The 12999-nt window shown below is 63.5% G+C and carries 10 protein-coding genes; 3 read left to right on the top strand and 7 right to left on the bottom strand.

The genetic code is table 11. The annotated features are described in order from the left end of the window. Positions 1–71: 71 nt before the first annotated feature. Positions 72–1817 carry an arginine--tRNA ligase gene (gene argS, locus ELX51_RS05645; protein ID WP_127752604.1) on the bottom strand — a complete coding sequence of 582 codons (1746 nt, stop codon included), beginning with the start codon at positions 1815–1817 and terminating at the stop codon, positions 72–74. Between the two features lie 31 nt (positions 1818–1848). After that, complete coding sequence (locus ELX51_RS05640) at positions 1849–3042, bottom strand: deoxyguanosinetriphosphate triphosphohydrolase (protein ID WP_127752603.1); 1194 nt, start codon at positions 3040–3042, stop codon at positions 1849–1851. Between the two features lie 88 nt (positions 3043–3130). Here ELX51_RS05640 and ELX51_RS05635 point away from each other — a divergent pair, with 88 nt between their 5' ends. The 3 genes from ELX51_RS05635 (at position 3131) to xth (ending at position 5526) form a co-directional block, all read left to right on the top strand. Further along, positions 3131–3478: an iron-sulfur cluster assembly accessory protein gene (locus ELX51_RS05635; RefSeq protein ID WP_127752602.1), complete on the top strand. Its 348-nt coding sequence runs from the start codon at positions 3131–3133 to the stop codon at positions 3476–3478. A 58-nt stretch (positions 3479–3536) separates the two neighbouring features. After that, on the top strand, positions 3537–4682 hold the full coding sequence (locus ELX51_RS05630) for a serine hydrolase domain-containing protein (RefSeq protein ID WP_127752601.1): 1146 nt from the start codon (positions 3537–3539) through the stop codon (positions 4680–4682). 64 nt (positions 4683–4746) lie between these two features. Further along, positions 4747–5526, top strand: coding sequence for an exodeoxyribonuclease III (xth, locus tag ELX51_RS05625; RefSeq protein ID WP_127752600.1), 780 nt, complete (start codon positions 4747–4749; stop codon positions 5524–5526). 6 nt (positions 5527–5532) lie between these two features. Here the strand turns inward: xth and ELX51_RS05620 are convergent, their stop codons facing one another. The 5 genes from ELX51_RS05620 to ELX51_RS05600 all read right to left on the bottom strand — a co-directional run bounded on the left by ELX51_RS05620 (position 5533) and on the right by ELX51_RS05600 (position 12903). After that, the gene (locus tag ELX51_RS05620; RefSeq protein ID WP_164854771.1) at positions 5533–6330 is read right to left on the bottom strand and encodes a tetratricopeptide repeat protein; all 798 of its coding nucleotides are present in this window, start codon (positions 6328–6330) and stop codon (positions 5533–5535) included. A gap of 360 nt (positions 6331–6690) precedes the next feature. Continuing rightward, a complete protein-coding gene (locus ELX51_RS05615; protein ID WP_127752598.1) occupies positions 6691–7698 on the bottom strand; it encodes a CorA family divalent cation transporter in 1008 nt (335 codons plus the stop codon). 5 nt (positions 7699–7703) lie between these two features. Next, positions 7704–10460, bottom strand: coding sequence for a valine--tRNA ligase (locus tag ELX51_RS05610; RefSeq protein WP_127752597.1), 2757 nt, complete (start codon positions 10458–10460; stop codon positions 7704–7706). A gap of 123 nt (positions 10461–10583) precedes the next feature. After that, positions 10584–11354 (bottom strand): DUF2497 domain-containing protein, encoded by a 771-nt coding sequence (locus ELX51_RS05605; protein WP_248305256.1) that lies wholly within the window; start codon positions 11352–11354, stop codon positions 10584–10586. 184 nt (positions 11355–11538) lie between these two features. Further along, entirely contained in the window at positions 11539–12903 is a 1365-nt protein-coding gene (locus ELX51_RS05600; protein WP_127752596.1) for a TolC family outer membrane protein, read from the bottom strand. Positions 12904–12999: the final 96 nt, after the last annotated feature.

Raw genomic sequence — 12999 nt, 5'->3', positions numbered from 1 at the left:
GCGCCCTCTAGGTTCCTGCAATAGCCGAAGCTCGGCTATTGGCGGCGAGACAACATAGTATTACGCCCGAATTATGAAAGCTCCTCGGGCGCAGACACGCCCAGGATCGCCAAGCCGTTGCCAAGCACCTGACGAACGGCATCAACAAGCGCGAGCCGCGCCAATGACAGCATTGGATCTTCAGCGTTAACAAAGCGTAAGCGCGCATCTTCATTGCCCTTGGCCCAAAAGCCGTGGAAGGCCGCGGCCAACTCGTGCAGGTAGAAGGCAACGCGGTGCGGCTCGTGGGCGACTGCGGCTGCGGCAACAGAGCGCGGCCAGGCCGCAAGGGCGCGGATCAGTTCGAGATCGGCCGCAGAATCGAGGCGATCAAGCTGGGCAGTCGCGAGCGCTGCCGGTGACACATCCATTTCTGGCAGGTCGCGCGCAGCGGTGCGGAACACCGAGAAGGTGCGCGCATGGGCGTATTGGACATAGAACACCGGATTGTCGCGGGTCTGCTCCTTGACCAGCGCAAAGTCGAAATCCATGGCCGCATCGTTGCGCCGGAACAGGAGCATGAAGCGCACGGCGTCGGCGCCCACTTCCTCCACCACATCGGCAAGGGTGACGAGATCGCCCGAGCGCTTGCTCATCTTGAACGGCTCGCCGTTCTTCATCAGCCGCACGAGTTGGCAGATCTTGACGTCCATATCGGCGGCGCCGCCGGACACGGCCTTGACGGCGGCCTGGAGGCGCTTGACATAGCCGGAGTGGTCGGCGCCCAGCACATTGACCATGTGTTTGAAGCCGCGCAGATATTTGTTGCGGTGATAGGCGATGTCGGCGGCGAAATAGGTGTAGCTGCCGTCCGACTTGACGAGCGCACGATCCACGTCGTCGCCCCAGTCGGTGGCGCGGAACAGGGTTTGCTCGCGGTCTTCCCAATCCTCGGGGGTCTTGCCCTTGGGCGCTTCGAGCCGGCCCTGATAGACCATGCCCTGCTCGCGCAGCCATTCGAGGGTGGTGTCGATGTCCCCGCCCTGCCCGTGCAGCGTTTTTTCGGAAAAGAACACGTCGTGGTGGATGTTGAGCTTGGCCAGATCGCCCTGGATTAGTTCGAGCATGGCGACAAGGACGCGATCCTTGACCAGTGCGAGGGCTTCGGCTTCGGGCATGGCGAGCAGCTTGGGGCCGAACTCGGCGGCCAGGGCCTGCCCTACGGGGACCAGGTAATCACCCGGGTAGAAGCCTGAGGGGATCTCAATGGTTTCGCCCAGGGCCTCGCGATAGCGCAGGAGGGTGGAGCTGGCGAGCGTGTTGATCTGGCTGCCGGCGTCATTGATGTAATATTCGCGCGTCACCTCAAAGCCCGAATAGGCCATGAGCGAGGCCAAGGTGTCGCCAAAGACCGCGCCCCGGGTGTGGCCCACATGCATGGGGCCGGTGGGGTTGGCCGAGACATATTCGATATTGACCTTTTCGCCCTTGCCCAGGGTCGAGCGGCCGAAATCGGGGCCGAGCTCGGCGACCGAGCGCAGCATCTGGAACCAGATGGCGGGGGCGAGCCGAAAATTTATGAAGCCGGGGCCGGCCACTTCAACCGAGTTGACGTCGGTATCGGCCTGGAAGTGCTCGACGATGGCATTGGCCACTTCACGCGGATTCTTGCCCAGCGGCTTGGCCACGATCATGGCGGCATTGGTGGAGAGATCGCCATGGGCGGGATCGCGCGGCGGCTCCACGACGATGCGCGCCAGCAGCTCGGGGGCAAGATCGGGATAGAGCGATGCCAAAGCATCGGCCACTCGTGCGGCAAAGAGCGCGAAAACGTCCATGATTCAACCTGACAGGGAATATAGGGCCGGGTTAACGGAATTCCGGGCGAGCGTCAAACAGCCGGGCATATTCATCGAGGGCATAGGGGTCGGTCATCCCGGCGATGAAGTCGGCCGTGACGCGGGCGAGATCGGCCTGAGTCGGCGCGGCGGCGGCGAGAGTGCCCCAGCGCTCGGGAAGATCCCGGGTGGCGAGATAATGATCAAAGAGGGCCGCGACTACGTCCTGGCTTTGGCGCACTGGCGCCATGACGCTGGGGTGACGATAAACCTGCTCGAAGAGGAACTGCTTGAGGCCCTGCACCTGCGTCGCCATGGCTCGGGAGAAGTGGACAAGGGTCGTGCCGGCCTGGCGCACATCCTCGGCGGTCTCGATCCCCGCGGTGGCGATATTGGCGGAGGATGCGGCGATAACATCCTCGATGCTGGAGGTGATGAGGCGGCGCTGCACTTCATGGGCCTGGCGCTTGGGGCTTACCTCGGGATAGCGGGCGCGCACTTCGGCGACCATGGGGCCGACCAGGGGAACGGGCGCGAGGGCATCGAGGGTTAAGGGGCCGGCGCGCAGGGCATCGTCGATGTCGTGGGCGTTGTAGGCGATGTCGTCAGCGACGGCTGCCGCCTGAGCTTCGAGCGAGGCGAAGGTGGACAGGCGCAGATCGGCGCTGGCGGGCAGATCATCGAGGCCAGCGGGCAGGCCTTCGAGCGCGTATTTGCCAAAGGGAGTGCCATCGGCATTGATGAGGGGGCCGTTGTGCTTGAGGATGCCCTCAAGGGATTCCCAGGTGAGATTGAGCCCGTCATGCTCAGCATAGCGGTTTTCGAGCCGGGTCACGACGCGAAGCGCCTGGATGTTGTGGTCGAACCCGCCCCAGGGCGCCATCTTGCCCTGCAGCACCCGCTCGCCGGCATGACCGAAAGGGGTATGGCCCAGATCATGGGACAGGGCGACGGCTTCGGCGAGGTCTTCATCGAGCCTGAGAGCGCGGGCGATGGAGCGGGCCATCTGGCTGACCTCGAGCGTGTGAGTCAGCCGGTTGCGGAAGTGGCGGCCCTCATGGTGCAGGAACACCTGCGTCTTGTGCTGCAGACGGCGAAAGGCGGTGGAATGGATGATGCGATCGCGGTCGCGCTGAAATTCCGAACGGGTTGGACTGGGCCCCGTGCCGTAAAGACGGCCCAGGGATTGTTCGGGTTTGGAGGCATAGGGCGCGGTGTCGCTCATCGGTGATCGCAGGGCTCTTTCCAATTGGCCCAAAGGTTCCTATTTTAGCCTGACCGTTATGTCCCCCTAAAACGGCATGGAATCGCAAATGTCAGCTATCGCCCTCGCTCCGGAAGTTGTGCTCACCGATCGGGCCGCCAAGCGCGTGTCGCGCATCCTTAGCAAGGAGCCGCAAGGCACGGTGCTGCGTATCTCGGTGGCCGGCGGGGGCTGCTCGGGCTTCCAGTACGAGTATAACCTCGTGCAAGAACAGCCCGCGGCCGACGACGTCGTGCTGCAAAAAGGCGATGCGGTGGTACTGATCGATGCCATGAGCCTTGAATTCATGGGCGGCGCCGAGATCGACTTTGTGGACGATTTGATCGGGCAAGCGTTCCAGATCCGCAATCCCAATGCCGTGGCGTCCTGCGGCTGTGGCACGAGCTTTGCCGTTTAAGCACTTGCGATTGAGCTGATTTCGCGGTGATCGTTTCTTCCTCAGGGGGAGAATCGATGTGCCAATAGCCGAACGCCTCGACGCCACGATCAAGCGCGCCATCAGCGACAATCGCATTGTCGGGGCGGTGGTGATCGCCAAGGAGCGTGGACAAACCATCTACGAGAACGCGCTGGGGCTGGCCGACCGGGAAGCCGAGCGCCCCATGGCGCTCGACACCGTGTTCCGGTTTTCCTCGCTGACCAAGCCTATCGTTGCCACAACGGCGCTGGCGCTGGTGGATGCCGGGCTGCTCGAGCTTGAGGCGTCGGTGAGCCGGTATCTCCCCTATTTCCGACCAAAGCTCGCGAGCGGCGAAGGCGCCGAGATCACGATCCGGCAGCTGTTGACCCACACATCGGGGCTCGGGCGCGAATATGTGCTGTCGGAGACTGAGTTGGCGGGGCCGGCCGTGCAGGCCGTAGGGGGCAATCGCTGGCACTTGTCCCTGGACGAGAACATGGAATTGCTTGCCGGCGTGCCGCTGCCCTTTGCGCCCGGAGCGGGCTGGGCTTATGGCCAATCCACCGATCTGTTGGGCGCGGCGGTGGCGCGGGTCACGGGAACGACGCTGGGTGAGGCGGTAGCCCGCTATGTGACCGGACCGCTGGGCATGAGCGACACGGTGTTCCTGCTGCCGCAAGGAGAACCGCGGCTGGCGGCGGCTTATGCCGACAATCCCGAGCATGGCGAGCCGCCGGTGCTGATGGGCGATCCCCATAGCGTGCCCAATCCTGCGGGTACGCTGACGACATTCTCGCCCGGGCGGATCTTTGATGCCAAGGCCTATCATTCCGGGGGCAGCGGCATGGCCGGCACGGCGCCTGACTTCATGGTGCTGCTGGAAGCGCTGCGCACCGGGGGCGGTGGCGTGATCAAGGGGGAAACCACGGCGGCGGGCCTGGGCAACCAGACGCCGCAACTGGAACAGGCGAGCGGGCCGGGCTGGCAGTTCGGCTATTTCGGGGCGTATCTGGTTGATCCGATCGCTGCCGACAGCCCGTGTGCCGTGGGCACGATGCGCTGGGGCGGGATTTATGGGCATAGCTGGTTCATCGATCCGGTGGCGGGGCTATCGGTCGGGGCCATGACCAATACGGGGCTCGAGGGCAGCGACGGGATTTTTCCCCTCGATATCCGCGACGCCATCTATTGGCCGACCTGAGGGCGGTTGCGGTGCGCGGCGTTGCGGACTAGCTTTCGCGCGCCCGCAAGGAGTTGACCATCGCATGCGCATCGCCACCTGGAACATCAATGGCATCAAGGCTCGTCTGGAGCTGCTGCTGCAGTGGCTGGAGCAGGAAAAGCCCGACATCGTCTGCCTGCAGGAGATCAAGAGCGTCGACGAGGCCTTCCCGCGCGCCGAAATCGAGGCGCTGGGCTACCATGTTGAAACGCATGGGCAGAAAAGCTGGAATGGCGTGGCGATCTTGTCGCTGATGCGCTTTGATGAGGTGACGCGCGGCTTGCCGGGCGATGACGAAGACGAGCAGGCGCGGCTGATCGAGGGCGTGTTCTCGGTCGCGTCAGGGGCCATTCGCGTGTGCAATATCTACCTGCCCAACGGCAATCCGGTGGATAGCGAAAAATTCCCCTACAAGCTGCGCTGGATGGAGCGGCTGACGGCATTTGCCGAGGAACGGCTCAAATTCGAAGAGCCCTTCATCATCCTGGGGGACTATAATCTGATCCCCGCCCCCATCGATGCGCATCACCCGGAAAACTGGTGGGGCGACGCGCTTTACCGGCCTGAAAGCCTTGAGCGGTTCCGCACGCTGGTCAACCTGGGGTTCACCGATGCCCTGCGCGCGGTCACGGCAGAGCCGTCCTATACGTTCTGGGATTTCCAAGCCGGCGCCTGGCGGCGCAACCACGGCATCCGCATCGATCACCTGCTGCTGTCGCCGCAGGCTGCCGACCGGCTCGACGATGTGGTGGTGCACAAGGATGTGCGCGGCTGGGACAAGCCGAGCGACCATGTGCCCGTGGAAGGCTGGTTTACCTTCTAGCGCCGCTCAGAACGAAGCGAATTGCGGGGCAACGCTGGCGGCCAGTGAACCGGCTTCGGCGCGCTGCTCGGGCGTTGCCACCGACATGGCATTGCTGACCAGTTTGTTGACCCAGACCTCGTCGGCCGTGCCGGCGACCCGGGCCTGCGCCAGGGACAGCCACATCAAGCCTTCGACCTGCTGGGGCACGAGCCCGGCAACGCCGTGGAACAGCAGATCGCCCAGATGGGCCTGAGCCGCGCCATGGCCCTTGCGGGCGGCCAGCGAAAACCAGCGGGCGCTTTGCAAAGGGTTCAGGCCCAGTTCATTTTCATCGAGATACAACAGGCCAACGCGATACTGCGCATCCGCATCGCCAAAATAGGTGGCGGCATGGAGGAGCAAAGCATGGGAGCGATCGGCGTCAGCCTTGATACCGGCATCGGGCAAGCCGTCCCGGAAATAATCGCCGATCTTGACGAAGGACTGCGCGACGATGTCGGATTCCACGCCCTTGGGCGCGGCATCGGCATGCTGGTTGGCAATCTGGGCGAAATAGCCAAAGGCCTTGACTGGGTCCCGGGCGACGCCTTCGCCATTTTCATACATGGTACCAAGCTGCCACATGGCCATGGGCTGGCCGGCCGCCGCCGCATCTTCGAGCGCCGCGACGAGGTCGTCGCCCGACACGCCGCCCCCTGCCCCGTCGAGCATCTTGGCCATATCCAGCGCTGCATCTGCCGCAGTCTGCGCCTGCGCGGGTACCAGCATCGCCAAAGCGAATACCGCGCCCATCGCGACGGAGATCAGGGAATGTTCCCCCATGATCCGCATCTCACTCCTTTCGCCCACTCCAAGGTGGACGTCGTCGAACCATGGCCCGAAACCGCGGACCAATCCCCGCATGCTGATCAACTGGGAACCGCGATCCCCTAGGTCAACGCCCATGCCTGTCATGACTTGCTTCATACCCAAACATTGTGGCGGGAAATGTCGCTAAATCGTTGCATGACGATGTTAATGCAGTGAATCAACTGCGCTGTTGCGCAATAAGCACAAAGCAGGAATGCGCCTAATGCTTGCTGAGCAAAATCGCATGTGTTTGGAAGCAGTAAGGTCGGGTGGCGCAGAGTTTGATTCAAGACCTTGTGCCGCGGACAAACAGGCTCTCGGAGCGAAATTGGGCTAGAGCCAGCGCCGTCTGCGCATCCACCCAACAATCACCAGCGCCAGCAACAGGAGCATGACACAAACGCCCCAAAAGGCGTGGGCACTTTCGGAGAAGGGAATGCCCGCCACATTCATGCCGAGCACACCGGTGAGCAGCGTCAGTGGCATGAAGACCGCCGTGACGGCGGCAAGAATCAGCATGGTGTGATTCATCTGCTCGGCGCGCGCGTCGGCCAGTTGCTCATGGACCAGAACAGCACGCTCCGAAAGGGCGGCGAGCTCCTCGCCAATTCGGCCGGTTCGTCCCGAGGCTTCGCGCAGGCGCAGCCGGTCCTTGGCGGTGAAGAACGAGAGGTCCTCGATTTCGAGCGTGTTGAGCACGTCGCGCTGCGGCCAGATCAAACGGCGAAAGCTGATCAGGGTACGTCGCAGATGCGCCAGCCGGCTACGCGACTTTGCCCCGTTTTCGGAAAGCAGCTTTTCTTCAATCTCGTCCAGTCGTTCGGCAAGGCGCTCAACCAGCGGCTCCAGCCGATCAGCGGCCCGCAGAGCGAGCCGCGCAATCAGGTCCGCCGGGCTGAGGGGAGCGTGGTGAGAGGCTTCCCATTTGGACACACCAAGAAAGTCGATGATGTTGAGTTCGGAGGCAATGATAACGCGGCCGCGCTCGATCCATAAGGTCAGCAACTGCCGGCCGATATCCTCCGGCTCGGCACCAGGCCGGGCGACCCGCAGGACGACCAGCGCCTTGTCTTCCAGCACCGTGCAGCGGGTGCGGGTGCTGGGGGTCGTCAGCAGGCCGGCATTGAAGTCGCCAAGGTCGGATTTTAGCCAGGCGGCGAACTCGGGCGACTTGGGATTGCCCGAGATCAGCTTGAAACCCCGGCTTGGCACCATTGGCTGGTCGCCGCCGGGGCCTTGGCGGCCAACCCCTCCCTTGCCGTCAAAGACGAGCACCGTGCCTACGCCAACCAGACCGTTCTGGATGGCGCGGGCCGTTGGCTCGGGAGGATGACCATCCATCGCGGTCAGCTGAGCCGCTGCAGGGCGTCGCCGATGCGGCTGCGGCGGTCGGCGGCCGCCTGGCGGCGGGCCTTTTGTTCTTCGATCACCTCTTCGGGCGCCTTGGCAACGAACTGCTCGTTGCCAAGCTTCTTGTCGATCTGGCTGACTTCAGCATCGAGCTTGCCGATCTCCTTTTGCAGGCGGGCCTTTTCGGCTGATATGTCGATGAACTCGGCCAAGGGCAGCGCCCAGGTAGCTTCGCCCACGACGAACTGCGCCGATTCGCCGGGTACCGTGGTTTGCGGGCTGATGGCCTCGAGCCGCGCGAGGCGGGTGATGAGGCTGGTGCCGGCCACGAGGCGGCGCAGCGTGGTGTCGTCAGCGCCGATTACCGCCAGCTGCAGCTTGGCGCTGGCGGGCACGTTCATTTCGCTGCGCACCGAGCGGATATTGGTGATCACCTCGATCAGCCAGCTGAGCTCGGCATCGGCCGCAGGGTCTTCGAGACCATCAAGCTCCGGCCAGGTCGAGAGAATCAGCAGGCCGTCGCGCGCCGGGCCGTGGGCGCCGGTTTCCGCCCAGAGCTCTTCGGTGACGAAGGGCATGAAGGGGTGCAGCATTTTCAGAATCTGGTCGAGCGCCCAGGCGGCCGTGGCGCGGGTTTCGGCCTTGGCGCCCTCATCGGTGCCCATGAAGACGGGCTTGGCGAATTCCACATACCAGTCGCAGAAGGTGCCCCAGACAAAGTCATAGGCCGAGTTGGCGGCTTCGTTGAACTTGTAGTCCTCGATGCCGCGGCGCACCGCAGCGACGGCACGGGCGGTGGCACCAACGATCCAACGATTGAGCGGGAGCGTAGTGGCCTTGGGATCGTAACCCTCGACGCGGCGGCACTCGTTCATCTCAAGAAAGCGCGCGGCGTTCCAGAGCTTGGTGACGAAGTTGCGATAGCCCTCGACGCGGTTGATCGAGAGGCGGATGTCGCGGCCCTGCGCGGCCATGGCCGCCAGGGTGAAGCGGGTGGCGTCGGCACCATATTGGTCGATGAGCTGCAGGGGGTCGATGACGTTGCCCTTGGTCTTGCTCATCTTCTGGCCCTTTTCGTCGCGGACCAGGGCGTGCATGTAGACGGTGTGGAAGGGCTCTTCTTCGAGGAATTCAAGGCCCATCATCATCATGCGGGCGACCCAGAAGAAGATGATGTCAAAACCGGTCACCAGCACATCGGTGGGGTAGTAGCGCTTGAGCTCAGGGGTTTGGTCGGGCCAACCGAGGGTCGAGAACGGCCAGAGGGCCGAGGAGAACCAGGTATCGAGCACGTCTTCGTCGCGCTTGATCGGGGTCGGTGCACCATAATGGGCATCGGCCTGGGCCTGCGCTTCCGCTTCGCTCGAAGCCACAAAGGCGTGGTTGTCGGGGCCGTACCAGGCGGGGATCTGGTGACCCCACCAGAGCTGGCGCGAGATGCACCAGGGCTTGATGTTCTCGAGCCAGGCGAAATAGGTGTTTTCGTATTGCTGCGGCACGAATTTGGTGCGGCCCTCGCGCACGGCAGCAAGCGCCGGCTGGGCGAGGATATCGGCCTTGACCCACCACTGGTCGGTCAGGAAGGGCTCGATGACGACGAGCTTTGATTTCTCGTCATGGGGCACCATGATCTTCTTGTCTTCGATATGATCGAGGCCGCGGGTGGGGTTTTCCTCGGCGAGCGCGGCGAGATCAGCGACGATGCGCTTGCGGGCGTCGAAACGATCCAGGCCACGATAAGCGGCGGGGATGAAGGGCTCATCGACGATGGCGCCCCGCGTCGTAAAGACGTTGATCTGTTCGAGGTTGTTGCGAACGCCGACCTCGAAGTCGTTGAAATCGTGGGCGGGCGTGATCTTGACCGCGCCGGTGCCAAGAGCGGGGTCGGCATATTCATCAGCAACGATGGGGATGCGGCGCCCGACCAGCGGCAGATCGACGAACTTGCCGACGAGTTCGGCATAGCGCGGATCTTCGGGATGCACGGCAACGCCGGCATCGCCGAGCATGGTTTCAGGACGGGTGGTGGCGACGATGATGTAGTCGCGCGTTTCCCACTCAGTGGGCTTGCCCTCTTCGTCATGGGCAATGGGGAACTGATAGGTGACGCCATCGGCGAGCGGATAGCGCAGGTGCCACATATGGCCCTTGATCTCGATATTCTCGACCTCGAGGTCCGAGATCGCGGTTTCGAGGCCCGGATGCCAATTGACGAGGCGTTTGGCGCGATAGATGAGGCCGCGCTTGTGCAGCTCGACAAACACCTTGGTGACGGCGCGCACCATCTGGTCGTCAGCCGAGCCATTATCGCCCATGGTGAAGCGTTCGCGGCTGAAATCGGCTGACGCGCCCAGCCGCTTGAGCTGGTTCATGATGGTGCCGCCCGACTCGGCCTTCCATTCCCAGACGCGCTCGATGAACTTTTCGCGCCCCATGTCGCGACGGTTCATCTGCTTGGCAGCCAGCTGGCGCTCGACGATCATCTGGGTGGCAATGCCGGCATGGTCGGTGCCGGGCTGCCAGAGAACATCCTTCTTGAGCATCCGGTTGAAGCGGATCAGGATGTCCTGGATGGTGTTGTTGAGCGCGTGCCCGATATGGAGCGAGCCGGTGACATTGGGCGGGGGAATGACGATGGTGAAGGTTTCCGCGCCGGGCGCGGCCCCTGCCCCGGCGGCAAAAGCGCCAGCCTCGAGCCATTGCTCGTAGATGCGTCCTTCAACGGCGCCGGGCTCATAGCTCTTTTCAATCATAGCGTCACTCGCAACAACAATGACCCGCCAGTTCGCACTGTGCGGGCCGTCTCTAAATCTGTCGGTGTATCAACCAAATGCGCGCCGGATGGTCAACAGCGGCGCGCGCAAGGGTGCATTAACTTATTCGCCGCGCGAAACGCGGGCAATCTCGCGCTCGACCATGCGCTCGACCACGGCGGGCAGGTTTTCGTCCAGCCACTCCTTCAACATGGGGCGGAGCATGTCGCGCATCAAGGACTCGATGGTGAGCCCGGCATTGCCAAGGCCAATGGCGTTGAGCTTGGTGATGGAGCCGCGCACAGCAGCCTTGGTGGCAGGGCCGAGCAGTTCTTCGGCGAAATCGCTGCTGAGCGTGGGATCGGGCAAGGCTGCAGCCTGGGCGCTTGGCGCCTCGGGCCGCGGCGGCTCGGGCACACGTACGGTTTCGGCACGAGCGGGCTCAGGCGTGGGACGTGCATCGGAACCAGGCACTCGCAGCGGCGCAGCGGTCGCAACCGGGCGTTCCTCGGGTTCCTCGGGCTCAAAGCTTACGGGTTCGGGTGCGGCCAAGGGGGCCTCCTCTTCGTCTTGAGCATCGTCCTGGCGGGCGGACGGCGTTTCAGCGAGCATGCTCTCGAAGCTGAACGGGGATGGGGCCTCTTCGGTTCGCTGCTCGATGATCTGGGCGGGGGACAGGGCCAGGGGCTCGGCGTCCTCGAACTGGTCATCAAGGTCGATGGGTGCGGGGGCGCTATAGGCTCGCGCGAAAGCGGAGGCGGGCTGCATTGGCGCGGGCGCGGCCTGAGCCGAGGAGCGTCGCGGAAGCCCCGCCGCATCATCATCGGCGATGATCTGGCGGATGGACGACAAGATCTCGTCCATGGAGGGTTCTTTGGGTGCAGGCTTGTTCATGATGGGCCTCTCGCTTGCGCTGGACGAGGGCTGCTCGCCGGCGCAGCCGCATGATTCGTCAACAACACATTAACTCCGGGCGCAGCGATGGGGAATCACCCGCGAGGCCGCCCCGAGAGATGTCCCCTAAAAGTTGTGGCCGGGCACTGCCCAGCCACCAGAACTTGTTGCGATGCGCCTGGACCTACTCGTCCTTGACGACCCGCAGTTCCTGCCAGACGTCTTCCACTTCCTGGGTGTAGTTGACGGCAGTCTTGGTTTGCACGGGCAGACCGAGGTCCCCGGCCGTCAGGCGGCCGATGGAGGCAAGGAGCGAGAAGGTGGCGATAACCTTGCTGCTCGAGGCATTGATCAGCCCCTCGCGGGCGCTGATCAGTTCCGCCTGCGCATTAAGGACGTCGAGCGTGGTGCGGGTGCCAAGATCGCGTTCCTGGATCACGCCATTGACCACTTCCTGGCCGGCCGAAACGGCGGACTGGGCCGCCTGGATCTGGGCATCGGCATTCTGGATGCCGGCCCAGGCCGAAATTACGGCTTCCCGGATCTGGTCATAAATGGACATGGCGTCGACTTCGGAGCGGATCTGATCGAGATTGGCCTGGCGGACGCCCGAACCCAGGGCACCACCGGCATAGATCGGCACGCTGATGTTGAGGCGCATCTGACCGCTGACGGCTTGGGGAGTGCCTTGTCTGGACGTGCCATCGCTGGCGCCGATGCTGCCGGTGACATCGATGGTGGGACCAAAGGCACCCTGGGCGGCATCACTGCCGGCCTGGGCGGCGCGGATTGCAGCCTTGGCGGTCAGGATTGCGGGGTGACCGCTTTCGGCTTCGGCAATGGCCGACTGCAGCGAATTGGGGATCAGCCGGGCAAAGCTGTGCGAGCTCTGCAGGTCCCGGGGCGCCTGGCCGACATAGCGCTGGAAGGTGGCTTCGCTGACTTCAAGGCTGTTGACTGCGGCCTGATAGGCGGCCTGACCCTGCGCCAGACGCGCATTGGCCTGGGCAACGTCGATCCGCGTGCCCTCGCCCACTTCGAGCCGATCGCGAGCCGACGACAGCTGGGTGTTGTAGAAGTTGACGTTTTCCTGGCGCAGGCCGACCAGCTGGCGGTCGCTCAGCACCGACATATAGGCCTGCACCACATTGAGCAGCACGTTCTGCTCGGTGTTGCGGATCTGGTATTCGGCAGCCTCCGCACCGGCGCGCGCCGCTTCGATCTGCGCTTCGGTCTGGAAGTTGTCGAAAAGGGTCTGGCTGTAGGACAGCCCGGCATTCAAGGAGGTGCTGTCCTGGAACTGGCCGCCCGCAATGCTCCAGTTATAGGTGCCGTTGACCGATGCACCGATGGTGGGGAGCTTGCGGGACTTGGCCTGGACGATATTCTCGGCCCGGGACTTGGCGTCAAGCACTGCCGCCTGCAAATCGGGCGCATAGGAATATGCTGCGGTCAGCGCCTGGGTGATGGACTGCGCCTGCGCGGCGGTCCCACCCATTGCCAATGCAATAGCCAAGGCGCTCGCGGTTAATTTAACGCGTATGCTCATCGCGCGCCTCCAATACTCAAAAAACTGTACGCTGCACAGCCGCGGCAAACAACCGGCGGGCAAGAGCTAGCACGACAAGGTGCACGAATCGTTGAA

The organism is Devosia sp. 1566, assembly GCF_004005995.1.
GTDB lineage: Bacteria > Pseudomonadota > Alphaproteobacteria > Rhizobiales > Devosiaceae > Devosia.
The sequence above is the reverse complement of the archived record's forward strand: the minus strand, read 5'-3'. Positions and strand labels throughout refer to the sequence as shown.